General features: G+C 67.6%; 24 protein-coding genes. 11 read left to right on the top strand and 13 right to left on the bottom strand.

All coding sequences use genetic code 11. The features are described 5' to 3' along the window. Positions 1-51: 51 nt before the first annotated feature. The 3 genes from BCL79_RS08245 to BCL79_RS08235 form a co-directional block, all read right to left on the bottom strand. Positions 52-1029 (bottom strand): MBL fold metallo-hydrolase, encoded by a 978-nt coding sequence (locus BCL79_RS08245; RefSeq protein ID WP_121039778.1) that lies wholly within the window; start codon positions 1027-1029, stop codon positions 52-54. A 96-nt stretch (positions 1030-1125) separates the two neighbouring features. Next, positions 1126-1959 (bottom strand): helix-turn-helix transcriptional regulator, encoded by an 834-nt coding sequence (locus BCL79_RS08240; protein ID WP_121039775.1) that lies wholly within the window; start codon positions 1957-1959, stop codon positions 1126-1128. Positions 1960-1962: 3 nt separating this feature from the next. Then, the gene (locus BCL79_RS08235) at positions 1963-2661 is read right to left on the bottom strand and encodes a VIT1/CCC1 transporter family protein (protein ID WP_121039772.1); all 699 of its coding nucleotides are present in this window, start codon (positions 2659-2661) and stop codon (positions 1963-1965) included. Between the two features lie 207 nt (positions 2662-2868). On the opposite strand from BCL79_RS08235, the gene BCL79_RS08230 reads away from it, so the two are divergent. After that, complete coding sequence (locus tag BCL79_RS08230) at positions 2869-4233, top strand: glutamate--cysteine ligase (protein ID WP_121039770.1); 1365 nt, start codon at positions 2869-2871, stop codon at positions 4231-4233. A gap of 330 nt (positions 4234-4563) precedes the next feature. On the opposite strand, the gene BCL79_RS08225 is transcribed toward BCL79_RS08230, so the two are convergent. Beyond that, complete coding sequence (locus BCL79_RS08225) at positions 4564-5622, bottom strand: NAD(P)-dependent alcohol dehydrogenase (protein WP_121039767.1); 1059 nt, start codon at positions 5620-5622, stop codon at positions 4564-4566. A gap of 107 nt (positions 5623-5729) precedes the next feature. On the opposite strand from BCL79_RS08225, the gene BCL79_RS08220 reads away from it, so the two are divergent. Further along, complete coding sequence (locus tag BCL79_RS08220) at positions 5730-6614, top strand: LysR family transcriptional regulator (RefSeq protein WP_121039764.1); 885 nt, start codon at positions 5730-5732, stop codon at positions 6612-6614. Between the two features lie 39 nt (positions 6615-6653). On the opposite strand, the gene BCL79_RS08215 is transcribed toward BCL79_RS08220, so the two are convergent. Next, positions 6654-6914, bottom strand: a complete 261-nt coding sequence (locus BCL79_RS08215; RefSeq protein ID WP_121039761.1) for a hypothetical protein — start codon at positions 6912-6914, stop codon at positions 6654-6656. A gap of 123 nt (positions 6915-7037) precedes the next feature. On the opposite strand from BCL79_RS08215, the gene BCL79_RS08210 reads away from it, so the two are divergent. Genes BCL79_RS08210 through fghA form a run of 3 tightly spaced genes read left to right on the top strand, consistent with a single transcriptional unit; the run spans position 7038 to position 9357 of the window. After that, positions 7038-7313 carry a metal/formaldehyde-sensitive transcriptional repressor gene (locus tag BCL79_RS08210; RefSeq protein WP_019183747.1) on the top strand — a complete coding sequence of 92 codons (276 nt, stop codon included), beginning with the start codon at positions 7038-7040 and terminating at the stop codon, positions 7311-7313. Between the two features lie 55 nt (positions 7314-7368). Further along, complete coding sequence (locus BCL79_RS08205) at positions 7369-8478, top strand: S-(hydroxymethyl)glutathione dehydrogenase/class III alcohol dehydrogenase (RefSeq protein ID WP_121039758.1); 1110 nt, start codon at positions 7369-7371, stop codon at positions 8476-8478. Positions 8479-8526: 48 nt separating this feature from the next. Next, the gene (fghA, locus tag BCL79_RS08200) at positions 8527-9357 is read left to right on the top strand and encodes an S-formylglutathione hydrolase (protein WP_121039756.1); all 831 of its coding nucleotides are present in this window, start codon (positions 8527-8529) and stop codon (positions 9355-9357) included. Positions 9358-9399: 42 nt separating this feature from the next. Here fghA and BCL79_RS08195 read toward each other — a convergent pair whose 3' ends face one another. Further along, positions 9400-10038, bottom strand: a complete 639-nt coding sequence (locus BCL79_RS08195) for a hydrolase (RefSeq protein WP_121039753.1) — start codon at positions 10036-10038, stop codon at positions 9400-9402. Positions 10039-10158: 120 nt separating this feature from the next. Beyond that, entirely contained in the window at positions 10159-11028 is an 870-nt protein-coding gene (locus tag BCL79_RS08190; RefSeq protein WP_121039750.1) for a pirin family protein, read from the bottom strand. A gap of 121 nt (positions 11029-11149) precedes the next feature. On the opposite strand from BCL79_RS08190, the gene BCL79_RS08185 reads away from it, so the two are divergent. Together BCL79_RS08185 and BCL79_RS08180 are read left to right on the top strand one after the other, a co-directional pair. Then, positions 11150-12055, top strand: a complete 906-nt coding sequence (locus BCL79_RS08185; RefSeq protein WP_121041229.1) for a LysR family transcriptional regulator — start codon at positions 11150-11152, stop codon at positions 12053-12055. Between the two features lie 115 nt (positions 12056-12170). Continuing rightward, positions 12171-13592, top strand: coding sequence for a GGDEF domain-containing protein (locus tag BCL79_RS08180; protein ID WP_121039747.1), 1422 nt, complete (start codon positions 12171-12173; stop codon positions 13590-13592). A gap of 70 nt (positions 13593-13662) precedes the next feature. Here the strand turns inward: BCL79_RS08180 and BCL79_RS08175 are convergent, their stop codons facing one another. Continuing rightward, complete coding sequence (locus tag BCL79_RS08175) at positions 13663-14109, bottom strand: universal stress protein (RefSeq protein ID WP_121039744.1); 447 nt, start codon at positions 14107-14109, stop codon at positions 13663-13665. A gap of 148 nt (positions 14110-14257) precedes the next feature. Between BCL79_RS08175 and BCL79_RS08170 the strand changes: the two genes are divergently transcribed. From BCL79_RS08170 to BCL79_RS08155, 4 genes are all read left to right on the top strand, one after another. Continuing rightward, complete coding sequence (locus BCL79_RS08170; protein WP_121039741.1) at positions 14258-15172, top strand: LysR family transcriptional regulator; 915 nt, start codon at positions 14258-14260, stop codon at positions 15170-15172. Positions 15173-15352: 180 nt separating this feature from the next. Beyond that, on the top strand, positions 15353-16894 hold the full coding sequence (locus BCL79_RS08165) for an MFS transporter (RefSeq protein ID WP_121039738.1): 1542 nt from the start codon (positions 15353-15355) through the stop codon (positions 16892-16894). Positions 16895-16911: 17 nt separating this feature from the next. Continuing rightward, entirely contained in the window at positions 16912-17967 is a 1056-nt protein-coding gene (locus BCL79_RS08160) for an HlyD family secretion protein (RefSeq protein ID WP_121039735.1), read from the top strand. Next, the gene (locus tag BCL79_RS08155) at positions 17967-19469 is read left to right on the top strand and encodes an efflux transporter outer membrane subunit (protein ID WP_428999451.1); all 1503 of its coding nucleotides are present in this window, start codon (positions 17967-17969) and stop codon (positions 19467-19469) included. Before BCL79_RS08160 ends, BCL79_RS08155 begins: the two co-directional genes overlap by 1 nt. Here the strand turns inward: BCL79_RS08155 and BCL79_RS08150 are convergent. From BCL79_RS08150 to BCL79_RS08130, 5 genes are all read right to left on the bottom strand, one after another. Then, a complete protein-coding gene (locus tag BCL79_RS08150) occupies positions 19442-19780 on the bottom strand; it encodes a hypothetical protein (protein ID WP_121039729.1) in 339 nt (112 codons plus the stop codon). The genes BCL79_RS08155 and BCL79_RS08150 overlap by 28 nt on opposite strands. A 112-nt stretch (positions 19781-19892) precedes the next feature. Further along, a complete protein-coding gene (locus tag BCL79_RS08145) occupies positions 19893-20837 on the bottom strand; it encodes a DegV family protein (protein ID WP_121039726.1) in 945 nt (314 codons plus the stop codon). A gap of 89 nt (positions 20838-20926) precedes the next feature. Then, positions 20927-21559 (bottom strand): 2-hydroxychromene-2-carboxylate isomerase, encoded by a 633-nt coding sequence (locus BCL79_RS08140; RefSeq protein WP_121039723.1) that lies wholly within the window; start codon positions 21557-21559, stop codon positions 20927-20929. A gap of 72 nt (positions 21560-21631) precedes the next feature. Further along, a complete protein-coding gene (locus BCL79_RS08135) occupies positions 21632-22894 on the bottom strand; it encodes an amidohydrolase family protein (RefSeq protein WP_428999450.1) in 1263 nt (420 codons plus the stop codon). 14 nt (positions 22895-22908) lie between these two features. Further along, positions 22909-24315, bottom strand: coding sequence for an amidohydrolase (locus BCL79_RS08130; RefSeq protein WP_121039717.1), 1407 nt, complete (start codon positions 24313-24315; stop codon positions 22909-22911). Between the last annotated feature and the right edge of the window lie 334 nt (positions 24316-24649).

Raw genomic sequence — 24649 nt, 5'->3', positions numbered from 1 at the left:
GTCGCCGCCATCCGGGCGGATCCTTGCCGTCCCTCTGCCGCCATTCCGCTGTCATCGTGCCGGCAACGGCGCGAACTCGCCCGGCACCCAGGCGAATGCCTCTCCCTCGCGGCGCACATGCCCCAACCCCGGGAACGGCAGGTGCGCGCCGGCTACCCACCAGCCCTGATCCGCGGCCTGCGCCATCATCCGGCGCCGGCTGGCGATCGCGGCCACGCGGTCGCTGTCCGCTTCGAATGAGGCCTGCGGCTGCGCGAACTGCACCGCGTGGAAATGCACGATGTCGCCCCACACCAGCAACTGCTGGCCGGTGCCACCATCGATCCGGTAAGACACATGGCCGACCGTATGGCCGTGGCTGTCCAATGCGGTGATGCCCGCCGGCAATGTGTCGCCAGGTGCAAAGCGCTTCAGTTTCCCGCTCGCCTCATACGGCGCCACCGCCTTGCGCGCCAAGGCGAAGGCAAAGCGCACACCCTGCGGCGCGGTTGCCTCGCTGGCCGGATCCAGCCAGTACGCCGCGTCCGCGGCCGACAGCCACACCGTGGCATTCGGATAGGCGATCTTCTCCTGCGCATCCAGCAGGCCACACAGGTGATCCGGGTGCGCGTGGGTCAGCACCACTTCATCCACATCCGCCGGGTCGTAGCCGGCCTTGCGCAGGTTGCCCAGCACCTGGCCCAGGCCGGGGCCGAAGCATTGCGCGGTGCCGGTATCGACCAGGGTCAGGTGATCGCCCCGCTGCACCAGGTAGGCATTGACCGCGGTCTGCAGGCCCTTGCCATCCTCGGGGACGTAGCGGTGATCAAGCAGGCGGGTGACTGCTCCGGGGGCAATCCCGACCAGTTCCTGCCGGCCCAGCGCGACCGTGCCATCGAACAGCGCGGTGACCTGCAGCGTGCCGATGGTCTGGTGATACACGCCGGGTACCTGCTCGCGCGGGGTGTGCGTGGTGGTGGCCCAGGCGGGGCTGGCGACAACGGCCAGCAACACGGCGGAGGCGAGCGTGCGAACGCGGGGGAAGGGCATGACAGGTTCCGGACAGGGCGGCTGCGCCGCGGTGCCTCCATGCTGCGCGTCCTGTCTGCTGCGTTCCGCTCAGAATGCCGCGCGATCCGCTCGCGCTCAGCTGTTGCCGATCGCCGCTGGTTCCAGCCCATAGCGTTCGGCGAAGCGCTTGTTGAAGCTGCCCAGCGAGCGGTAGCCCACGCGCGCGGCCACGGTCTTCAACGGCAGCCGGGTGGTGTAGAGCAGGCTCATCGCATGCGCGAGCCGCGCATCGGTGATCAGTTCGCGCACGCTGGACTGCTCGCTGGCCAGGCGCCGCCGCAGCGTGGCACCGCTGAGGCCGAGGTGCGCTTCGAAATCGCGTGACTGCCAATCGCGCTCGGGCTGGGCAGCGATCAGATCGCGGATGCGCTCCCCCACGCTGGGTTCGGGGGGAACCAGCAGGCTGCCGTGCCCGCGCCGGCAGAACGCCAAGGCCAGCGAGGCCAGGGCCAGGCGTGCTTCGGTGTAGTGGCCGTGTTCCAGCGCCTGCCGCCATTGCAGCAGGGTTGCGCCATGCTCGGCCAGGGGCAGCCTGGCCAGTGCATCACCGGCCTGCGGCAGCGGCTCGTTCCACAGCGCCCGGGCGGCCGTGAGTGCCTCGGCGCACATCGGCACGATCGCGCTGAGGTACACCCCGCTGTGCGGATCGGGGATGTTCACCACATCGATGCGGCAGCGGCGCGTGATCAGAAACAGATCGCCCGGTGCGAATTCCAGCGATTGCTGCGCGGTACGCACCTGCTTGCGCCCCTGCAGCAGGATCGCGAACTGCGGCTGCGGAATCTCCACGGAGGAGGCGCCATGCTCGCGGCGTGCGGTGATGCACGCATAGCCATCCGCGCGCTGGCAGTCGGCCAGGCTGGCCAGGGTCGCCAGCAGCGAGGTGGTGGTATCAATGGGTGCGGACATGACTCAGCCTGCCACGTTGAACAGCTGGCCGACCAAGGCGGCCGCCGCCATCGCGATCGCGCCCCAGAAGGTCACGCGCAGCGCGCCACGCAGGCGCGAGGCACCGCCGGCATGCGCGGCCAGGGTGCCGGTCAGGCACAGCCCCAACAGCGTCACCACGGTGGTGGCCTGGCCGACCAGCGCATGCGGTGCAAGCAGGGCGGTCAGCACCGGCAGCGCGGCGCCACTGACAAAGGCGCCGGCCGAGGCAAGGGCCGCCTGCATCGGGCGCGCCCGCAGCTCCTCGGTGATGCCCAGCTCATCGCGGGCATGCGCTCCCAGCGCGTCGTGCGCGGTGAGCTGGGTGGCCACTTCATGCGCCAGGTCGGAACTCAGCCCACGATGGCGGTAAATCGCGGCCAGCTCTTCCAGCTCGCTATGCGGGTCGTCGTGCAGTTCGCGCTTCTCCACGGCCAGGTCGGCCCGCTCGGTATCGGCCTGGGACTGCACCGAGACATACTCGCCGGCCGCCATCGACATCGCGCCGGCCACGGTCCCGGCGATGCCGGTGGCCAGGATCGTGGAAGCCGAGGCGCCGCTGGCAGCGATGCCGACCACCAGGCCGGCCACCGAGACAATGCCGTCATTGGCGCCGAGCACAGCGGCGCGCAGCCAACCGACGCGGTCGGAGCGATGGACTTCCGGATGTCGGGATCGACTCATCGAATCAGTGTAGGGGCTGGCGGCGGCCAACGGCGGAATGACTCGCAGCCGCGGCGGGGCCGGCGCAGCGTCAAGCCCATGCCAGTAGGATGCAGAAAACCGTCACGGTGACACGACGGCAGGGGACGCCACGATATAGTGCGCCCTTGCGATGCGGGGGCGTGAACCCCACATCCCCGCCCTGACCAGAATTCTGCGAGCCTCCCCTTGTCGAGCCCCAGCCACGTCGCCGAGACGCCGATCACCGACCGTAATGAACTGGTCGCCACGTTGGCCTCCGGCGAAAAGCCCCAGGCGCAGTGGCGCATCGGCACCGAGCACGAGAAGTTCGGCTTCCGCCTGGATGACCTGCGCCCGCCCACCTTCGACGGCGACCGCGGCATCGAAGCGCTGCTCAACGGCCTGACCCGCTTCGGCTGGGATCCGGTGCAGGAAGACGGACGCACCATCGCGCTGCTGCGCGACAACGCCTCGGTGACCCTGGAACCGGCCGGCCAGCTGGAGTTGTCCGGCGCGGCGGTGGAGACCATCCACCAGACCTGCGTGGAAACCGGCACCCATCTCAATGAAGTGGCGCAGGTCGCTGGCGAACTGCAGCTGGGCTTCCTTGGCATGGGCTTCCAGCCGAAGTGGACGCGCGATGAAATGCCGTGGATGCCCAAGGGCCGCTACAAGATCATGCGCGAGTACATGCCCAAGGTCGGCACGCTCGGCCTGGACATGATGACCCGCACCTGCACGGTGCAGGTCAACCTGGATTACGCCACCGAAGCGGACATGGTGAAGAAGTTCCGCGTGTCGCTGGCGCTGCAGCCGATCGCCACCGCGCTGTTTGCCGATTCGCCGTTCACCGAAGGTGCGCCGAACGGCTACCAGAGCTACCGCTCGCACATCTGGACCGACACCGACAACGACCGCACCGGCATGCTCGACTTCGTCTTCGAAGACGGCTTCGGTTACGAGCGTTATGTCGACTACCTGCTCGATGTGCCGATGTACTTCTCTTACCGCGAGGGCAAGTACCACGATGCCAGCGGCCAGAGCTTCCGCGATTTCATGGTCGGCAAGCTGCCGGTGCTGCCGGGCCAGCTGCCCACGCTGCGCGACTGGTCCGATCACATGACCACCGCCTTCCCGGAAGTGCGCCTGAAGAAGTACCTGGAAATGCGCGGCGCCGATGCCGGCCCGTGGAGCCGCCTGTGCGCGCTGCCCGCGTTCTGGGTAGGCCTGCTGTATGACGATGCCGCGCTCGATGCCGCGTGGGATCTGGTCCGTGATTTCAGCCTGGTCGAGCGCAACGTCCTGCGCGATGGCGTACCGCGCCATGGGTTGAAGCTGCCGTTCCGCAACGGCACCGTGCTGGATCTGTCGCGCGAAGCGTTGAAGATCGCCGTGGCCGGCCTCAAGCGCCGCGCCGCGCGCAATGCCGATGGTCAGGACGAAAGCAAGTTCCTGGAGGTGCTGCAGGAGATCGTCGATTCCGGGCTGACCCCGGCCGATCGCAAGCTGGCGCTGTTCCATGGCGAGTGGGGCGGCAACATCGATCCGCTGTTCAAGGAATTTGCGTACTGAGCGGGCGAAAGCGGTAGTCGGTGGGTCGGGCGCTGGGCGCCCATGCCCTTTCCGGCAAATGTCCCCCGGCGTCGGCCTGCGGCCGCCCCCTCCTCCTTTATTTTGCCTCCAAGGGCATGGGCGCCCAGCGCCCGACCCACCGACCAGCGCCCCACGCTTGGCTTCCCCCTGCTTACCGCACGCCGAGGCCCGTAGCGGCCGGTATGCCCCTGGGCAAAGCACAGGAGGAGGCCGCTCCGCGGCCTGGGGACATTTGCCAAGGGCACACGCGTACAGCTGACAAAAAAACCCCGGCATTGCCGGGGTTTTTCATGTGTGGCTGCGCCGGGATCAGCCCGCCTTTTCCAGCGTGGCCATATCGATCACGAAGCGGTAGCGCACATCGTTCCTGGCCATGCGCTCCCAGGCCTCGTTGACGCTCTTGATGTCGATCACTTCCACATCGCTGACGATGTTGTGCTCGGCACAGAAGTCCATCATCTCCTGCGTTTCGGCCATGCCGCCGATCGCCGAGCCGGTGATGTGCTTGCGGCCGAACATCACCGAAGCGCCCATCAGCGGCGGATCCAGCTCGGTCAGCACGCCGACCAGGCACATCGTGGCATCGCGCTTGAGCAGGGACATGTACGGGTTGGTGTCATGGCTGACCGGGATGGTGTTGAGCAGGAAATCGAAGCTGCCCGCATGTGCCTTCATCTGCGCCGGATCGCGCGAGACCAGCACCTCGTCGGCCCCCAGGCGCTTGGCATCGGCACCCTTTTCCGGGGTGGTGGTGATCATCACCACGGTGGCGCCCATCGCCTTGGCGAACTTCACGCCCATGTGGCCCAGGCCACCCAGGCCGATCACGCCCACCTTCTGGCCGGGGCCGACCTTCCAGTGGCGCAGCGGCGAATAGGTGGTGATGCCGGCGCACAGCAGCGGCGCGGCGGCCTTGAGGTCGAGCGTTGCGGACACCTTCACCACGAAGCGCTGCTCGACCACGATGTGGTCGGAGTAACCGCCGAAGGTCGGCTGGCCGCTCTCGCGCTCGGTGCTGTTGTAGGTGAAGGTCGCGCCCTTCTCGCAGTACTGCTCCAGGTCTTCATCGCAGGCGGCGCAGTGGCGGCAGGAATCGACCATGCAGCCGACGCCGGCGAAGTCGCCGACCTTGAAGCCGGTGACGTTGGCGCCGACCTCGGTCACGCGGCCGATGATCTCGTGGCCCGGCACCATCGGGAACTTGGAACCACCCCAGTCGTCACGGGCCTGGTGCAGATCGGAGTGGCAGATGCCACTGAAGAGAATCTCGATGCGCACGTCATCGGGACCGGCCGCGCGACGTTCGAAGGAGAACGGTACCAGCGGCGCGGTCTGGTCGTGCACCGCATAACCATGGGCGAGGGACATGGGGGAATCCTTGGCAGGTTTGTAGAAAGGCGCTTTACAATACGCCCCGATCCCGTGCACAAAAAGTCAGGATATCGGCATGATTCATCAAGTAAGACTGGATAATCATGGCCACTGACAACCTGACCCATCTGGCAGCCTTCGCCGCCGTGGCCCGCCACCGCAGCTTCCGCAAGGCGGGGGCCGAGCTGGCTCTGTCCACCTCGGCGGTCAGTTATGCGATACGCGCGCTGGAAGAGCGCCTGGGCGTGGGCCTGTTCCACCGCACCACCCGCAGCGTCGCCCTCACCGAAGCCGGCCAGCGCCTGCTCGAACGCCTGCAGCCTGCGTTGGGGCAGGTGCATGACGCGCTGGAGGAGATGAACCATTTCCGTGCCGCACCGGCCGGCCTGTTGCGCATCAATGCCACCCGCGCCGCCGTCCAGACCCAGCTCGGCCCGCGCTTGGCGAAGTTCCTGCTGGCCCATCCGGATGTGCGTCTGGAGCTGGCCCAGGATGACGGTCTGGTCGATATCGTCGCCGGCGGTTACGACGCCGGTGTGCGCCTGCATGAATCGGTACCCGAAGACATGGTCGCCGTGCCGCTCGGGCCGGCACTGCGCGGCTTGATCGTCGGTGCGCCGGCCTACCTTGAAGGACGCGAGATACCCCGGCATCCGCGCGATCTGATCCGCCACGAGTGCGTGCGGTTCCGCTTCGCCAGCGGCCATCTGTACAAGTGGCAGTTCGAACGCGATGGCCAGGCGCTGGAAATCGATGTGCCGGGGCGACTCACCCTCGGCGATCAGAACACCATCCTGCAGGCGGTGGTGGACGGGCTAGGGTTGGCCTACGTGCTGGAGGATTCCGCGCGTCCGTATCTGGACGACGGTCGGCTGGTCGCCGTGCTGGAGGACTGGAGTGAACCGTTCGCGGGCTTTGCGGTGTATTACCCGCGGCAGCGGCAGATGTCATCCGCGCTTCGGGCGTTCATTGATCTGCTGCGCGGGTAGGTCAGCGCCTGGGCCTGCCAGGCTGATGCCACGAACGGGTCAGCAGCGCAGCCTGCGCCAACCCAGTGCAATGAGACTCACGGCAGCAGCCACGAGCAGCGCGCCGGCAACCGTCTGTCCGGCCGCGTATCCATCGGCATAGGCCGCTGCCTGTCCCGTGGTGCCTGCGAGCGGCGATGACAGCACATGCATGGCGCGAAGCAGCAACGCACCGCCGGCAAGGAGGAAAAGGTAAGGGAACACTGCGCGTCGCGTTGGCATCCGAAGGTGAACCTGCATGGCAAATGTGATGTCGTCCATGACGCCGGCTGGCACGTGCGGCGTTCTGCCTGGATTGTTCATGTCAAGCGGAACGCCTGTCAATGGCCTGGATGCTTCGATCCTGTATACTCACCCCCAGTATAGTTAACCGGCCTTGCTCCCATGCCCCATTCACCGCAGGAAAAAAAGCGCGTTCTCGCCCGGGTCCGTCGGATCCGTGGTCAGTGCGATGCGCTGGACCGCGCGCTGGAGGCCGGGGCCGAGTGCGGGCCGGTGCTGCAGCAGATCGCCGCAATCCGCGGTGCCGTCAACGGGCTGATGTCCGAAGTGATGGAAGCGCATCTGCGCGAAGAGTTCGGGCAGCCGGCCCAATCCGATGCGCAGCGCGACGAGCGCGTGCGCGAGATGAGCATGCTGATCCGGTCCTACCTCAAATGAGTGCGCGGACGACCGCGTGCTGCCACATTCTGTTCCCTGCCTTGGAGTGCTCCCCATGAAATCCCGTGCTGCCGTTGCCTTCGCCGCTGGCGAACCGCTCAAGATCGTCGAGATCGACGTCGCTCCGCCGCAGAAGGGCGAAGTGCTGGTCAGGATCACCCACACCGGCGTCTGCCACACCGATGCGTTCACCCTGTCCGGCGACGATCCGGAAGGTCTGTTCCCGGCCGTGCTCGGCCATGAAGGTGCCGGCATCGTGGTCGAAGTGGGCGAGGGCGTCACCAGCGTCAAGCCGGGCGACCACGTCATCCCGCTGTACACCGCCGAGTGCGGCGAGTGCCTGTTCTGTACCTCGGGCAAGACCAACCTGTGCGTGGCCGTGCGCGCCACCCAGGGCAAGGGCGTGATGCCCGATGGCACCACCCGCTTCAGCTACAACGGCGAGCCGATCTACCACTACATGGGCTGCTCCACCTTCAGCGAGTACACCGTGGTGGCTGAAGTGTCGCTGGCCAAGATCAATCCGGAAGCCAACCCGGAACACGTCTGCCTGCTCGGCTGCGGCGTGACCACCGGCATCGGCGCGGTGCACAACACCGCCAAGGTGCAGGAAGGCGATTCGGTGGCGGTGTTCGGGCTGGGCGGCATCGGCCTGGCGGTGATCCAGGGCGCGCGCCAGGCCAAGGCCGGCCGTATCTTCGCGATCGATACCAACCCCTCCAAGTTCGAACTGGCCAAGCAGTTCGGCGCGACCGATTGCATCAACCCGAAGGACCATGACAAGCCGATCCAGCAGGTCATCGTGGAGATGACCACGTGGGGCGTGGACCATACCTTTGAATGCATCGGCAACGTCAACGTGATGCGCGCGGCGCTGGAATGCGCGCACCGTGGCTGGGGCCAGTCGGTGGTGATCGGTGTGGCTGGCTCGGGCCAGGAAATCTCGACCCGTCCGTTCCAGCTGGTCACCGGCCGCTCCTGGAAGGGCACGGCCTTCGGTGGCGTCAAGGGCCGTACCCAGCTGCCGGGCATGGTCGAAGATGCGATGAAGGGTGACATCGAGCTGGCCCCGTTCGTGACCCACACGATGGGCCTGGACGAGATCAACGACGCGTTCGATCTGATGCACGAAGGCAAGTCGATCCGCTCGGTTGTGCATTTCTGAGCCACTACGGGCGGCGCGTGGTCCGCGCCGCCCCTACGGAGAATCACCATGGAACGCATCGAACATCGCGCCGCATCCGGCGGTTGGCAGGACGTGTACCGCCACACCTCGCAGGTGCTGGGCTGCGACATGAACGTCGCCGTGTATCTGCCGCCGCAGGCTGCCACGCAGCCACTGCCGGTGCTGTACTGGCTCAGCGGGCTGACCTGCAACGAACAGAACTTCATCACCAAGGCCGGTGCGCAGCGCTACGCCGCCGAGCATGGCGTGATCCTGGTCGTGCCGGACACCAGCCCGCGCGGCGATGACGTCGCCGATGCCGAAGGCTACGACCTGGGCAAGGGCGCTGGCTTCTATTTGAATGCCAGCGAGCAGCCGTGGGCGGCGCACTACCGCATGTACGACTACGTGGTGGAGGAACTGCCGGCATGGATCGAGGCGCATTTCCCGACGACGGGCGCGCGCAGCATCAGTGGCCACTCGATGGGCGGTCATGGTGCGCTGGTGATCGCATTGAAGAATCCGGGCCGCTACAGGAGCGTCTCGGCGTTCTCGCCGATCGTCGCGCCGACCCGCGTGCCGTGGGGCCAGAAGGCCTTTGCCGCGTACCTCGGCGAGGACCGCGCCAGTTGGGCGGCGTGGGATGCCAGCGAGCTGGTCGCCACCGCGACCGAGCGCCTGCCGTTGCTGGTGGACCAGGGCGGTGGTGATGAGTTCCTCGACACCCAGCTGCAGCCGCAATGGTTGCAGGCGGCCTGCACGGCGGCCGGTCATCCGCTGACGCTGCGCCTGCAGCCCGGTTACGACCACAGCTATTACTTCATCAGCAGCTTCATCGGCGAGCACATCGCGCATCACGCCAAGGCGTTGCACGGGTGATGCCCGCCCAACGGCCACGCAGGAGCGTGGCCGTTGCGTCGCTCATTGGCGATCGTAGGAGAACTGGATGCCGGCAGTGCCGCCGGTCTGGATGAAAAGATCCATGAACGCCGGCACCGTGTCCTGGCGCTGCCAATCGCGCTGCAGCTCACAGAACAGCTGCGGGACGCTGATCATCCTGCCGCCGGCCTGTTCGATGCGGCGCAGGCCGGCGTCATGCGCGGCCAGGGACGTGCCGCCAACGGCATCGACCACGACGTACACCTCGTAGCCCTCCTTCAGGGCATCCAGGGCGGGGAAGGTCAGACAGGCTTCGGTCCACAGGGCGGTCATGATCAGCTTGCGGCGCCCGGTGGCCTGCACCGCTTCGCGGAACGTGGTGTCTTCCCACGCATTGATCGTGGTGCGGTCGTAGGTGGGATGGTCGGCCAGCACCTTGCGCAGCTGCGGAATCGGCGGTTTGTTGAGGCCGCTGCGCACATTGACCGTGGAATGCACGAGCGGCAGCCCGTAGGCGACGGCGGCCTTGGCGGTGCCCACGATGTTGTTGACCAGCAACTGCCGGTCCATCGAGGCGATCGAGTTCACCTGCACCGGCTGGTAGTCGATGATGATGAAGGCGGCGTTCTGCGGGGTCAGCAGGTGATCGGTGACAGGGTCACGGATGGGTTCGCTTGCCATGGGAATACTCCTGGGCGTGGGGAGGCCGCTGGGCGGCCGGGTCATGGCGATGGCAACGACCATCGCCACGGAGGACGGGGGATGCGTCAATCGCGCTGTGAATCCAGCACTTCGCCGGGATTACGTGTGCGCGATCTGGCCGAAGCGGCCGCCATTGAAATCGGCGAAGGCCTGGCGGATGTCGTCCTGGCTGTTCATCACGAAGGGCCCATAACCGACGATCGGCTCGTCGATCGGTTCGCCACTGAGCACCAGCACCGTGGCATCGCTGTTGGCCTCGATCCGCAGGGCGCTGCCATCGCGATCAAGCATCACCAGCTGCGCCTCGTGCACGGTCTGGCTGCCATTGACCTGCACGCTGCCGCGCAGCACGACCAGGGCGACGTGGCGCCCTTCGGGCACCGGCAGGTGGGCGCTGTGCCCCTGGAGCAGCCGCAGGTCCCACACATCCATCGGCGTAAAGGTGCGCGCGGGGCCATGCTGGCCGTCGAACTCACCGGCGATCACGCGCACGCGGCCCGCCTGGTCCGGCAAGGCCACCGACGGAATCTGCGCGTCCAGCAGGGTCTGGTAGCCAGGCGCGGCCATCTTGTCCTTGGCCGGCAGATTCACCCAGAGCTGCACCATCTCCAGCGTGCCGCCGGTGCGGGTGAAGGCGTGGGAGTGGAACTCTTCATGCAGGATGCCGGAGGCGGCGGTCATCCACTGCACATCGCCCGGGCCGATGGTGCCGCCAGCGCCGGTGGAGTCGCGATGCTCGACCTCGCCCTCATAGACGATGGTGACCGTCTCGAAGCCGCGGTGGGGATGCTGGCCAACGCCGCGGGGCTGCGCGGCCGGGGTGAACGCCATCGGACCGGCGTAGTCCAGCAGCAGGAACGGGCTGACCTGCTGGCCGTGGCTGGAATAGGAAAACAGGGTCCGGGCCGGGAAGCCGTCGCCCACCCAATGCGCCTTCGGGGCGCTGTAGATGCCGAGAATCTTCTTCATGTCGTACTCCTCCGGGGCCAGGCCCCTGTCTGATGGAGGAGATGATGGATTCAGGACACTGGCGCCGGTAGTCGGCAGAATCTATCCTCATAGTCCTATCTGGTGAACGCTGGTGGCGGCCGTGCAGGATCTCAATGACCTCTACTATTTCGCCCAGGTGGTCGATCACGGCGGTTTCGCGCCGGCGGGGCGGGCGCTGGGCGTGCCCAAGTCGAAACTCAGCCGCCGGGTGGCGCTGCTCGAAGCGCGGCTGGGGGTGCGCTTGATCCAGCGTTCGACGCGGCACTTCTCGGTTACCGAGGTCGGCCAGACGTTCTACGCGCACTGCAAGGCGATGCTGGTGGAAGCCGAAGCCGCCCAGGAAGCGATCGAACTCACCCGCAGCGAGCCGCGCGGCATTGTCCGGGTGGCCTGCCCGGTCGCGCTGCTGGACACGCGTGTCGGCGAGATGATCGCGGCCTTCCTGGCGCAGTGCCCAGGGGTGGAGATACAGCTGGATGCCACCAACCGCCGGGTCGATCTGATTGCCGAGGGCATCGATATCGCGATCCGGGTGCGGCCACCGCCGCTGCAGGACACCGAGCTGGTGATGCGGGTGCTGGCCGAGCGCAGCCAGTGCCTGGTCGCCAGCCCGTCGTTGATTGAGCGGCTGGGCCTGCCGCAGGTGCCGGCCGATCTCGCCGCACTGCCGAGCATGGAACTGGGCCTGCCGCAGAACGAGCACGTCTGGAATCTGTTCGGCCCGGACGGCACGCGCGCGGACATCCATCATCGGCCGCGTCTGGTCACCCGCGGCATGCTGACCCTGCGCGCAGCCGCGGTGGCGGGCGTGGGCGTGGTGCAGCTGCCGCGGATGATGGTGTGCGACCAGATCGCCGCAGGCACGCTGGTGCATGTGCTGCCCGCGTGGGCGCCACGGCGGGAGATCATCCATGCGGTGTTCCCCTCACGGCGCGGACTGCTGCCCTCCGTACGCGCGCTGATCGATTTCCTGGCGGAACGTTTCCAGCAGCTCGAGGAAGAATAGCCGCCGCTGCCCGGCGCCCTGCCGCGCGCACGCCGTCAACGCGGGATGAATTGATCCCCAGGTGCCGGGCAACCTTGTATGTTGGTCGCAACGCCGCATCGGAATGGGACGCCGCATGGTGGTCTGGCTGTCGGTGCTGTACCTGCTGTGCCATGGCATCGCGCTGGTGCTGCTGCCCGCGCATGCGCTGCCGGTGTCCTATGCGTTCCTGATCGGGGCGCCCCTGCTGGCAGGGCTGGCCTGTGTGTGGCGGGGGCGCCGCAGCGCGTCGATCGTCGGCTGGGTCGCGATGGCGCTGGGCATGGGGTTGTGGGCGGCCGGCATGGTGCTGAACATGTATCAGGAGGTCGGGCGCGGCAATGCCGATGCGACGCCGGGGCTGAGCATGCTGCTGTATGTGCTGTACGGCGTGCCGCTCACGTTCGCGATGGCCCATCCCCGGCAGGAGCCGTGGTATCTCAGTCTGATCGATGCGCTGCTCGCGCTGCTGCTGGGCTACCTGTTCTTTGTCTACACCTTCTCGTTCGCCACGCTCAGCGATGCGGGCGAGGACGGGATCGCACACCTGCGGCTGATGTTCGATGTGGAGAACATCTTCATCGCCGGCTTTGCACTGCTGCGCTGGCGGGCGAGCGAAGATCCCTCGCGGCGCGTGTTCTTCCGCACGTTGTGCGTGTTCGCCTGGGTGTACCTGGGCGTTGCCGCGTACATCAACCATGTCGAGACCGAGGACAGCTACGGCGGCTTGGGCGATCTGCTGATCGATGTGCCGTTCCTGTTGCTGGCGATCATGGCGCTGCGGCCTTCCCGAGGCAGTGAAGTGCGTGTGCCGCGCGCGCTGGTGATGGCCGTTCGCGCCGGGAGCCCATTGATCCTGGCACTGTCGTTGATGGTGGTGTCGGCATTGATGGTCCGCGAGCATCCCTATCTGGCCGTGGCCGGGTTTGCATTGGCCACCGTGGGGTCGGGCCTGCGCAGCGTGTTGATGCAGATGCGTTCGTTCGCGCGGCAGGACCAGCTCGATGCGCTGTCGCGGATCGACAGCCTCACCGGCCTGGCCAACCGACGCCAGTTCGACCAGAGTCTGCGTGACGCGTGGGAGCGGGCGCGGCGAAGCGGGCAGGGCATTGCGCTGCTGATGGTCGATATCGACTGCTTCAAGGCGTTCAACGACCGCTTCGGGCACCCGGCCGGCGATCAGTGCCTGCGCCTGGTCGCTGCAACGTTGGCGGGGTGCGCGGTGCGCAGCACGGATCTGGTTGCCCGTTATGGCGGTGAGGAATTCGCCGTGGTGGTGGCATCGACGCCGCTGGAGGGCGCCCCTGCACTCGCCGAGCGCATGCGCCATGCGGTGGAGCAGCTGCAGTTGCCATCGGCTGAGCCGGGACGACCGGTGACGATCAGCATCGGCGTCGGGACCGTGCCGAGGGTGTTGGAAGCTGATCCTGCCGAGCTGCTGGCGGCGGCGGATGCCGCGCTGTACGCCGCCAAGCGGGGCGGGCGCAATCGGGTGGACGCGGGCGGCGAACCGGGCTGAGCGCGATCAGCGCCCGCCGCCGGGCCAGGGCACGGCCGCGGCCGATGGTTGACCGCACGCCGGGGTTCGCTCAGGCATCGCCACCGCGCACTTCCACCAGCACCGGGCAGGGCGCATGGTCCACCGTCCATTGCCCGACAGAGCGGTCCAGCAGGCGTTCCAGCCGCGACAGGTGGCGATGGCCGATGACGATCAGGTCGCAGCCGTGCTGGCGGGCATGGTCGCGGATCACCTGCGCCGGCTCGCCGGCCGGGTGGTGGCCTATGCCGTCGATACCGCGCTCGCGCAGGCTGTTCAGGGCGGTGGCAAGCAGGCGCTGCGCCTGGTGGACCTGGTCATCGGCGGCCGGATATTCGGCATGGTCGGCGCGCGGCGCGTCATCGGCCAGCGCGAAGGCGGGGTCCAGCACGCACAGCAGGTGCAACCGGGTGGAAGGCCCTGCCAGCGACCCGGCCAGGGCCAGTACCTGGGCGTGCTGTGGGCCGCCATCCAGGGCGACGAGGATCTTGGTGAACATCGGCATTCTCGGCAGAGGGGGCGCTAGGGTGGCGCACCGTCGGCGCTGGACCCATGCCGTGCGCCGCAGCGGAGCCGTGCGTTTGGCGCACCAATCCGGGTTTTGGATTGCAGTAAAGTCACCGCCACACGTTGAAGGTGATACTGCCGTGACCATGCCCGATCTGAACCTGCTCATTGCCCTGGATGCCCTGATCGAGGAGGGCAGCGTCGTGGGCGCGGCGCGGCGGATGAACCTCAGTGCCCCGGCGATGAGCCGTACCCTGGGCCGCATCCGCGAGGCGATCGGCGATCCGGTGCTGGTCCGCGCCGGCCGTGGCCTGGCCCCGACCCCGCGCGCGCTGCAGCTGCGTGAGCAGGTGCGCGGGGTGATCGAGCAGGCCCACCTGGTCTTCAACGCCGGCCGCGAGGTCGACATGCTGACGCTGGAGCGCACCTTCAGCATCCGCGCCAACGATGTGTTTGTCGGCACTTATGGGGGCCGCATGCGCGAGCTGTTCAAGGCGCAGGCGCCGTGTTCGGTGCTGCGGTTCGTGCCCGAGGGCGATGGGGACGACGATGCGATGGCGCAGGGCCGGATCGATCTGCACATCAGTGCTGTCAGCAAGCTGAGCGCCGATACCAAGGTGCAGAACCTGTTCAGTACCTCGTTTTTCGGTGCCGCCCATGAGGGCCACCCGATCTTTGCCGGGGAGATCACTGCCGAGCGCTTCGTGGCCTTCGACCACATCGCCGTATCGCGTCGTGGCCGCTGGTATGGCCCGATCGATGAGGACCTGGAAGCACTGGGGCTGACCCGGCGCGTCGCGCAGATCATGCCGACCTTCCACTCGGCGATCTTCGCCGCGGCCGATTCGGACCTGATCCTGCCGCAGATGCCCAGCGTGATGCTGGGCCGGCTGGAACGCCTCGGGGTGCCGCTGCGCCTGTTCGAACTGCCGATTCCGGTCCGCAGCGCGATTGTCGTGCAGGCATGGCATCCCCGCCTGGACAGCGATCTGGCGCATCGCTGGCTGCGTCGCAGCATCAAGGCGATGTGCGACGCGGAGTCCACGCAGGCCTGACGCACTGCGGCCACGGCCGCCTGCACGGCAACCGGTGAGGCGTGCGTGGGATGCACGCCAGCGATGGCCGGCGCAGCATTTTTCGCAGCATCGGCGCTGCCTAGACTGCCGCTCCCCGTCGTGGAGTGGCCCCATGTCCGTGTTGTTCCCGCTGCATCCCCGATACCCGGGTGGTGTTCGATGACTGCTGTTGCCGCCCCGTTGCCGGCAGCAACTGCCGTGCCAGCTGCACCGCCTGCGCAGGCGGTGTTCGGCCTGCGTCTGGCCGTGGGCCTGTGCGGCGTGCTGCTGGCTGTACTGATCTCCGGTATCAACGAAAACGTCACCAAGGTCGCGCTGGCCGACATCCGGGGCGCGATGGGGTTCAGTGTCGATGACGGCAGCTGGATCATCGCGCTGTACACGGCGATGTCGGTCAGCGCGATGGCGTTTGCGCCGTGGTGTGCGGTGACCTTTTCGCTGCGCCGCTTCGCACTGGTGATGATCGGCGCCTTCATGGTGCTGGGCGTGCTGTGTCCGTTCGCACCGGATCTGCCCTCGTTGCTGATCCTGCGCGCGCTGCAGGGGCTGGCGGGCGGCGCGCTGCCACCGCTGCTGATGAGCGTGGCGCTGCGCTTCCTGCCGCCGGGCATCAAGTTGTACGGCCTGGCCGGCTATGCGCTGACGGCCACGTTCGGGCCGAGCCTGGGCACACCGATGGCCGCGCTGTGGGTGGACTACGTGGGGTGGCACTGGGCGTTCTGGCAGATCGTGCCGTGGTGTGTGGCCGCGCTGGGCATGGTGGCCTGGGGCCTGCCGCAGGACCCGCTGCGGTGGGAGCGTTTCGCGCAGTTCAACGGGGTCGGCCTGGCGCTCGGGTTCCCTGCGCTGGTGATGCTGGTGATCGGCCTGGTGCAGGGGCCGCGCCTGGACTGGTTCGCCTCGCCGTTGATCTGCCTGCTGCTCGGCGGTGGTACCGGCCTGTTGGCGCTGTTCTTCTACAACGAATGGTCGCACCCGCTGCCGTTCTTCAAGCTGCAGCTGCTGGCCAACCGCAATCTGAGCTACGCGCTGATCACGCTGGGTGGCGTGCTGTTCGTGCTGTTGGCGGTGATCATGATTCCCTCCAGCTTCCTGGCCAAGGTGCAGGGCTACCGGCCGCTGCAGACCGCGCCGATGCTGCTGTGGGTCGCTTTGCCGCAGCTGATCGCGCTGCCGCTGGTGGCGACCCTGCTCAACCAGCGCCGGGTGGACAGCCGCTGGGTGCAGGCGGTCGGCCTGGGCCTGCTGGCGTTGGCCTGTGGCCTGGGTGCGCAGCTGACCACCGATTGGCACCGCGACAACTTCGTGTGGCTGCAGGTGATCCAGGTCATCGCCCAGCCGATGGCGGTGCTGCCGCTGCTGATGCTCGCCACCGGCAGCCTGGCGCCGACCGATGGCCCCTTCGCCTCAGCGTGGTTCAACACCGTCAAAGGCTTCGCCGCGGTGCTCGCCGGTGGCCTGCTCGAGGCGGTCACCACCGCGCGCAGCCATCTGCACTCGACCGCGCTGGTTGACCGGATCGGCAACGCGACCTGGCTTGATGTCACCACTGTGCCAGGGCTGGGCGCACGCCTGCATGCGCAGGTGGTCGCGCTGACCTCGGCCGATCTCTATCTCCTCGTCGCGTGGGTGGCGGTGGCGCTGATCGCGCTGATTCCGTGGCTGCCCACACGCATGTATCCGCCACGTCCCGTGGCTTGAATTCAAGGAATTCCCCTGTGTCCCTGCATCGCAACTCCGTTCCCTTCGTCATCGCTGCCGGCCTGCTGCTGCTCGCCGGTGGCGCCGGGTGGCTGCTGCACGATGGCCGCCATCAATCCACCAACAACGCCTATGTCACCGCGGACTTCACCGTGGTCGCGCCGAAGATCGCGGGCTTCGTCAGCGAGGTCTGCGTGCAGGACAACCAGACGGTCAAGGCCGGCGATGTGCTCGCGCGCATCGATGACCGCGACTATCAGGTAGCGCTGGCGGCCGCGCGTGCCGATCTGGCCAATGCACGGGCGCAACTGGCCAATGCGCAGGCCGCGCTGGCGCAGCAGGGTTCGGTGATCGATCAGGCCCAGGCCAGTGTGGACGTCAGCCGCGCCGAGCTCAGCCTCGCCCAGGCCGATCAGCGCCGCTATCACGCGCTGGCCAGCGACGGTGCCGGCACCGTGCAGAACGCACAGCAGGCGCAGTCGCGCCAGGCGGTGGCCAGCGCGCATCTGCAGCAGGGCACGGCCGCCGTGCTCAATGCGCGTCAACGCACCGCGCTGCTGACCGCCAGCGTGCAGTCCGCGCAGGCCGCCGTGCAGCGGGCCGACGCCGCACAGGCCCGTGCCGAACTGGATCTGTCGCATACCGAGCTGCGTGCGCCGATCGATGGCATGGTCGGCCGCCGCGCGGTGCGCGTGGGCGCTTACCTCACCCCGGGCACGCCGGTGCTCGCGGTGGTGCCGCTGCAGCAGGCATTCGTCGTCGCCAACTTCCAGGAAACGCAGATGACGCGCATGCACGCTGGACAGCGCGTAGACGTGCAGGTGGATGTGTTCCCCGGCCAGCCGCTGCACGGCCGGATCGACAGCATCGCCCCGGCAACCGGGGTGACCTTCGCTGCGATCGCGCCGGAGAACGCCACCGGCAACTTCACCAAGGTGGTACAGCGGATACCCGTGAAGATCGTGCTCGACGAAGGCCAACCGCTGGCCGGCAAGCTGCGCGCCGGCATGTCGGTGGAGGCGCGCGTGGATCTGGACAGCGGCGCGCGTGGGCTGCCGGGGGAGGGCGCATGATGATGCGGCAGACGTTGCGCCTGATGGCGGGCAGCGCGCTGTGCACCGCACTGGCCGCCTGCACCCTCGGCCCGGATTTCGTGCGGCCCGAGGCCAACCTGCCAGCGCAGTGGGAGGGCAGAGTGATCACCTCGGCGGCCTTCGCTGATGACGCGGCGTGGTGGAACGGCTTCGAGGATCCGCTGCTGGCGGCACTGGCGAGCCAGGCCATGCAGGCCAATCTGGATGTGCAGCTGGCCGCCAACCGCGTCGCGCAGAGCCGCGCGCTGCGCGGAATCAGTGCCGCCGACCGCGCCCCGGCCGTCGGCGCGACGGTCGGTGCCACCCGTGCGCGCAACAGCGAAGTGGGGTTGAACGATCCGTCCGGCAATGCCGGGCGCGAAGACTACGGGCTGTTCCAGGCCGGTATCGGCCTGAGCTGGGAGCTGGATCTCTGGGGTCGTGTGCGGCGCCAGGTGGAGATCGCCGATGCCCGCGTGCAGATCGCCAACGAAGACTGGCACGCGGTGCAGACCGCGGTGATGGCCGAAACCGCCGGTACCTATCTGCAGCTGCGCGCGACGCGTCAGCTGCTGGCGATCACCGAGGACAACCTGCACATCGCCCGTGACGTGCAGCGGCTGACCCTGGCCCGCCAGCAGCAGGGCGTGGCGACCACCCTGCAGGTGGCCAGTGCGGCCGCACAGGTGGCAGCGCTGGAGGCGCGGGTGGCGCCATTGCAGCATCGGCAATCGCAGCTGCGCAATGCGCTGGCCCTGCTGCTGGGGCGCTCACCGCAGGCGCTGGACGCACAGCTGGAAAACGCACGGCGCGATTGGCCGGCATTGCCCGGCATGGCGGCTGGCCTGCCCAGCGACCTGGTCGAGCGCCGCCCGGACATCCGCCGCGCCGAAGCGGCCCTGCACGCGGCGACGGCTGGCATCGGTGTGGCCAAGGCCAACTTCCTGCCGCGCATCACCCTCACTGGCGATGCCGGCTTCCAGGCCAAACAGCTCGACGACCTGGACGGCTGGAACGCCCATCGTTTCAGCATCGGTCCGGCGATCAGTCTGCCGATCTTCCAGGGCGGCAGGTTGAAAGCGAACCTCGCTCTGAGCCGGTTGCAGCAACGCCAGGCCGCGCTGCAGTTCCAGAAGACGGTGCTGCAGGCGTGGCACGATGTGGACGATGCGATGGACGGGTACAGCGCGGAGCAGCGACGCGGGCAGGCGCTGCAGGTGGCGGTGGAGGAAAGTGATCGTGCCTTGGTCGCTGCGCGTCGTCAGTACCAGGCCGGTGTGATCGACATGCTGGACGTGCTGACCACCCAGCGCATTGCGCTGGACAACCAGGCGGCGCTGGCCGGCAGCCAGGCGGCGGCCGCGATCGCCCGGGTGGATCTGTATCGCGCGCTGGGCGGTGGGTGGGACGATGGCGATGCCGGCGCGGCGCTCGCTGGCAGCGCGTCGGCTGCCAGCGGGGCGGGCAACATGGCTCAACGTACGTTGCGCAGTTCCCAGTGACTGCCGGCCAGCATGCGCAGGCGCTGCTTGAACACGTCGCTGTCGATGCTGGTGGTGGCGCAGAGGTTGATCCGCAGATCATCCTGCGCGCCGGTCACGGTAGCGGCCGGATCGGTCACGCCCCACTGCGGGTCGACCGCGTCGGGATCGTCCTGCTTGGCGCGCCAGCGGTCGAACAGCACCGTGGTACGCAGGGCAGTCTGAAGTTCCTCGGCCAACCCTGCCGCGCCTTGGGCGTGGAAGGACAAGTCCGGATCGTTGCCGCGTGCCTTGGCCGGGTCCGGCAGGCTGATGTCATAACTAACTGGCATGGTTACCTCCATTGAATGCGGCAAGGCTGGCAGAGACGCGGTGCAATCCGCGTGCAGAACCAGCGGCCGTGCCCGGATCGTGGCATGGCCGCTGCGATGCTGACCAGTGCGCTCAGCCGCTGAAGGTATGTGGGCCGTCGGCGAAGCCGATCGTCACCGCGCCCTTGCCCACGTTGACCATGCCGGTCAGGCTCATCACCGCCTCGAACACATCCACGCCATGCGCCTGGCACGTCTCGCGCAGCGCGGTATAACCGGGCAGGGCCTGCAGGTCGGCCAGCTCACCGCCGTAACTGATGCACACCGTTGGCGTCATCAGGCCTGTCTTGACGCGCTGCCCGACGAAGTCGAACAGCTTCTGCACGGCGTTGTCGAAGCCCTTGATCTTGGCCACTGGGCCGGTCTCGCCGCGGTAGCCATGCAGCACCGGCTTGATGTCCAGCGCACTGCCCAATGCCGCGCTGATCAGGCCCACACTCCGGTCACCCTTGTGCCGCGCACGCGCACGCATGTAGTACAGATCGCGGGTGATCATGTAGCCGTGTACGTTGTTGGCCAGCAGCTCCAGCCGCTCGCGGATCTGCTGCACGCTTGCACCGCTGTCGCGCAGGCGCACCGCTTCCACCGCGGTCACGCCCTGCGCGGCGAACAGGTTCTGGGTGTCGAGCACGCGCAGCGCGAACGGCGAGTTGAAGCCTGCCGCCTGCCGCACCGGTTTGTAGTCGTTGAGGATCGCGAAGCTGGCCTGCATCGCGTTGTCGTGGATCGGGCTGCGGGTCTTGGTGATCGTCATGCAGAACACATGGTCGTAATCGATCACCAGCTTGCCCAGGAACAGGTCCCGGATCTGGTTGACGCTGAACGGAATGGTCTCCGCTTCGGCGCCGTGCTCGGCCACATGGGCATGCAGAAAGCTCAGTGTCGCCTGTTCGTCGCGATGGTCGGCCAGCACGGCCTCGCCGATGCGGACGGTGATCGGCAGCAGCACGATGTTGTGTTGTTCAATGAAATCCTGCGGCAGATCGCACGCAGAGTCGACCACGATTCCGATGCGCATCCTGTGCCCCTCCGGCAGGTTGTAGGTTCGGAAACGTGAACGCTATCGCAAAACGGCTCGCCTTGCCTGACCGGGGAGCCGACCCGGGCTCAACGGCTGCGTTCCACGGCCACCGGCAGGTGCTGGATCCGCGCCCATTCGCCCGTCTCGAGCAGGCCTGGATCGGCCAGCACCGCCTGCATCAGCGGGTGGGCATCGTTGCCCCAGAACAGTTCGCTGCCGATCGCCAGCGTCGGGACGCCGAACACGCCGGCCGCCAAAGCCGCATCCGTGTTGCGGCGTAGCGCTTCCTTGACCGACGGCTCGCTGATCGCCGCGGCAACATCGGCGATGTCCAGCATCGCGCCGGGCAGGGCGAGCGCGGCCGCACTGTCACCGGCGTGGCCGTCGCGCCAGATCCAGTTGAACAGGAGGTCGACCGTCTCGTGAGTGGCCCCGGCGGCCAGGCACAGGCGCAGGGCAGCCAGTGGATTGAACGGGTGGCCCGGCGGAAAGCGCAGCGTCACCCCGGCGCTGCGGGCCTGCCACAGCGCCTGCCGATAGGTGAACAGCCGTTTGGCGGGGATCTCGGCAGGGCCCAGATTGCCCAGGTGGTGCAGCACCGCGCCGAAGGCGATCGGCACCGGAACAATGCTCTTGAACTGCGGCAGGGCCTTGAGCTGCTGCCAGTGCAGGTAAGCGAACGGTGAGACGAAATCGAAATACCAGCGCAGGGCCATGATCGGGTGCTCACGTTGCGGACGGTAGTGCCGCCGAATGCAGGGCCGCCGCAGGCAGCGGCCCTGTGCAGGGACTCAGCGCGAGTATGCGCGCGGTTCGCTCGACGCCGGCGCCTGGTAGCGGTCGCGCAGCTCGGTCTGGCGCGAGCGCATCGGCATCGCGCGGCCGCCCAGCCAGACCTGCTCGGCGTAATGCCCGACATCCAGCGGATCGCCTTCCCACAGGACCAGATCGGCCAGCTTGCCCGGCTCGATGGTGCCAAGCCGGTCGCCGATGCCCAGCGCCTGCGCCGGCACCCGGGTCAGGCCCGCCAGGCCATCCTCCCAGGGCAACCCGTTGGCCACTGCATTGCCGGCCAGCTGGCGCATCTTGCGCGCGTTGTGCGAGGCATCATCGCGCTGGGCGAAGCTGACCGGCACGCCGGCCGCCTTCAGTCGCGCCGCGTTCTGCAGGGTCGCGCCGAGCTGGTCGAAGCTGCTCGGCAGATTGCCCAGCCCATCCACGAACACCGGCACGCCGGCCTGGGCCAGCTGCGGGGCAAGACGCCACGCCTCGGCACCGCCGGCGATCGCGATCTTGACCTTCTCGCGGGCGGCCCAGCGCAGCAGCTGACGAATATCGGCCGCGCGGTCGACCTGCACCACGATCCGGCCGTGGCCGGCCAGGTAGCGCGCCAGCGTGGCGCGTCCGGCAGGTGTGAGCAGGGCATGCGGAGAGTCTGCGGGCACGCGGCCACGCGCCTCGCTGACCATCTGTTCCAGCAGCATCCACTGCGCGGCACGCGAGGTGCCGGTCAACTCTGCGCCGGACGCACCTAGGCGGATGAACAGCGCCTGCGGGCCGACCGGATCGGCGCTGCCGTCCAGCCGCATCACGCCGCCCTGGCCGGCGATGAAGCCGCCGCCGGTGTTCGCCCCGAGCAGGGTGAAGCCGATGCCATCCAGCCGCGCCACCGGGATCAGCACCGAGTCCGGATTGAAGGCCAGGGTGACGTCGAATTCCGGGCGCAGCGGCTGGTCTTCCAGTTTGAGCGTGCTGTCGACCGTGGCCGATTCCCCGGACACTTCTTCGATACCGATGTCGGTGATGCCGCCGAACAACGCCGGGGTCAGTGGCTTGCCCGCGGCCTCCACCACGGCCACGCCCGCCGGCGCCGACAGGCCCGGACCGACGGCACGGATCACGCCGCCCTGGATCAGCACATCGCTGTGTTCCAGGCTGCCGCGCGCGGCGGCGGTATGCACGGTGGCGTTGCGGATCAGCAGATCCTGCGCGAACAACGCCGGTGCGATGCAGGCACCGGCGAGCAACAGCAGAGCCTGCGGAAGCAGGCGCATGGAGACGCGGCGGCTCATGGGCGTGCCTCCTGGCCGAGCATGAAGTCCGACAGCGGCTGCCGCCTCACATCCTGCCGGTCATAGACCTGATGGCCATCGACGTAGACCTTTTCGGCCAGCGCGTAGGAACTGAAGGGGCTCCCGTTCCAGACCACCACATCCCCCATCTTGCCGGCCTCCAGGCTGCCGGTCTGCTTCTCCACGCCCAGCGAGCGCGCGGCGTTGGAGGTCAGCCACATCATGGCGCGCTCCGGGGCGATCTCGATGCCGGCGCGGCGTGCGTTGGCGATCACCTTGGCCGCTTCCTGGTTCAGGCGCTGGATGCCCTCCGGGGAATCGGAATGCACGATCGCGCAGCTGTTGGCCGGTCGGTCGACCAGGGCGATGTTGTCCTGGATCCCATCGAACGCTTCCATCTTGAAGCCCCACCAGTCGGCCCACAGCGCACCGCACACGCCTTCCTCGGCGAGCCGGTCGGCCAGTTTGTAGGCCTCCACCGCGTGGTGGAACGCGGCGATCTTGAAGCCGAATTCCTTGGAGAGATCCAGCATCGTGGCCATCTCATCGGCGCGGTAGCAATGGATGTGCACGCGGATGTCGCCCTGGATGGCGCCGGCCAGCGTATCCAGTTTGAGATCGCGCTTGCCGCCACTGTCACCGGCGCTGTCGCCCTTGTCATCGCCACTGAACCAGCGCTTCTTCTTCGGCTGCTTGGGGGTGTTCTTGGCGATGTATTCGCTGGCATCGATGAAGGCCGCGCGGTAACCGGCGACGTTGCCCATGCGCGTGCCCGGCGCGGTGCCCTTGCCGCCGTAGACGCGCTTGGGGTTCTCGCCGCAGGCCATTTTCAGGCCCCACGGCGCGCCGGGAAACTTCATGGCCTGGTAGGTCGTTGCGGGGACGTTCTTCAACGTCACCCCGCGGCCGCCGACCAGGTTGGCCGAGCCGGGCAGCACCTGCATCGAGGTCACGCCGCCGGCCAGTGCCGCGGCAAAGCCGGGGTCCTGCGGCCACACCGAGTGTTCGGCCCAGACATTGGCGGTGACCGGCGCGGTCATCTCGTTGCCGTCGCTGTGCGCGCTGACGCCCGGGCTGGGATACACGCCCAGGTGCGAGTGCACATCGATGATGCCGGGGGTGACCCACTTGCCCTGGCCGTCGACGCGGACCGCATCGGCCGGTGCACTCAGGCCGGTGCCGACTGCTGCGATGCGGCCGCCCCGCAACAGCACATCGGCGTTGTCCAGGCGCACGCCGGTGCCGGTGAGCACCGTGGCGTTGCTGATCAGCACCGGCGCCGAGGCGATCGGTGCGTAGGTGCTGGGGTAGGGATCCTGGAGGAAACGCGACGCGGCGGGCGCCGGCGCGGACACGATCGACATCAACGCCAGGCCAACGCCGACGCTCAACAACTTCTGCATGGTTCTCCCCCAAGCCGCATGGACACAATTCCTCGACGCTATCCGGGACGCGGGTGCTTTGCCAAGTGACCTTTTGCATATTTTTAGCAAATGAGACCTAGCACTGTTATGAGAAGCAATTGTGAACTTTTCATGAACTTTTCGGGTAGGCTCAAAGAGAGCGTTGGGCCGACCTGCACCGGCGGCAACGTGGTGGTGCCACCTAGTTTCAGACCCTGTACCTAGAACCAGATCAAGGAAGTTTCCTGTTCATGACTCTGCACTCGAAGTCCCGCGCGGCCTCTCGTCGCCTGTCGCCGACCCTGCTGGCCTCGGCCATCACCGGCACCCTTTT

Origin of the sequence: Stenotrophomonas rhizophila, from assembly GCF_003651185.1 — a bacterium.
Lineage (GTDB): Bacteria > Pseudomonadota > Gammaproteobacteria > Xanthomonadales > Xanthomonadaceae > Stenotrophomonas > Stenotrophomonas maltophilia_Z.
Note: the sequence above shows the minus strand (reverse complement) of the source record. Positions and strands in the feature narration are given on the sequence as shown.

Excerpts from the sequence above, each read along its gene's own strand:
- BCL79_RS08205 (WP_121039758.1), top strand. The coding sequence starts at position 7,369 with ATGAAATCCCGTGCTGCCGTTGCCTTCGCCGCTGGCGAACCGCTCAAG.
- BCL79_RS08195 (WP_121039753.1), bottom strand. The coding sequence starts at position 10,038 with ATGGCAAGCGAACCCATCCGTGACCCTGTCACCGATCACCTGCTGACC.
- BCL79_RS08190 (WP_121039750.1), bottom strand. The coding sequence starts at position 11,028 with ATGAAGAAGATTCTCGGCATCTACAGCGCCCCGAAGGCGCATTGGGTG.
- BCL79_RS08145 (WP_121039726.1), bottom strand. The coding sequence starts at position 20,837 with ATGCGCATCGGAATCGTGGTCGACTCTGCGTGCGATCTGCCGCAGGAT.
- BCL79_RS08180 (WP_121039747.1), top strand. The coding sequence starts at position 12,171 with ATGGTGGTCTGGCTGTCGGTGCTGTACCTGCTGTGCCATGGCATCGCG.
- BCL79_RS08150 (WP_121039729.1), bottom strand. The coding sequence starts at position 19,780 with ATGCCAGTTAGTTATGACATCAGCCTGCCGGACCCGGCCAAGGCACGC.
- BCL79_RS08220 (WP_121039764.1), top strand. The coding sequence starts at position 5,730 with ATGGCCACTGACAACCTGACCCATCTGGCAGCCTTCGCCGCCGTGGCC.
- BCL79_RS08155 (WP_428999451.1), top strand. The coding sequence starts at position 17,967 with ATGATGCGGCAGACGTTGCGCCTGATGGCGGGCAGCGCGCTGTGCACC.
- BCL79_RS08235 (WP_121039772.1), bottom strand. The coding sequence starts at position 2,661 with ATGAGTCGATCCCGACATCCGGAAGTCCATCGCTCCGACCGCGTCGGT.
- BCL79_RS08165 (WP_121039738.1), top strand. The coding sequence starts at position 15,353 with ATGACTGCTGTTGCCGCCCCGTTGCCGGCAGCAACTGCCGTGCCAGCT.
- BCL79_RS08135 (WP_428999450.1), bottom strand. The coding sequence starts at position 22,894 with ATGCGCCTGCTTCCGCAGGCTCTGCTGTTGCTCGCCGGTGCCTGCATC.
- BCL79_RS08175 (WP_121039744.1), bottom strand. The coding sequence starts at position 14,109 with ATGTTCACCAAGATCCTCGTCGCCCTGGATGGCGGCCCACAGCACGCC.
- BCL79_RS08210 (WP_019183747.1), top strand. The coding sequence starts at position 7,038 with ATGCCCCATTCACCGCAGGAAAAAAAGCGCGTTCTCGCCCGGGTCCGT.
- BCL79_RS08245 (WP_121039778.1), bottom strand. The coding sequence starts at position 1,029 with ATGCCCTTCCCCCGCGTTCGCACGCTCGCCTCCGCCGTGTTGCTGGCC.
- BCL79_RS08215 (WP_121039761.1), bottom strand. The coding sequence starts at position 6,914 with ATGGACGACATCACATTTGCCATGCAGGTTCACCTTCGGATGCCAACG.
- BCL79_RS08130 (WP_121039717.1), bottom strand. The coding sequence starts at position 24,315 with ATGCAGAAGTTGTTGAGCGTCGGCGTTGGCCTGGCGTTGATGTCGATC.
- BCL79_RS08240 (WP_121039775.1), bottom strand. The coding sequence starts at position 1,959 with ATGTCCGCACCCATTGATACCACCACCTCGCTGCTGGCGACCCTGGCC.
- fghA (WP_121039756.1), top strand. The coding sequence starts at position 8,527 with ATGGAACGCATCGAACATCGCGCCGCATCCGGCGGTTGGCAGGACGTG.
- BCL79_RS08225 (WP_121039767.1), bottom strand. The coding sequence starts at position 5,622 with ATGTCCCTCGCCCATGGTTATGCGGTGCACGACCAGACCGCGCCGCTG.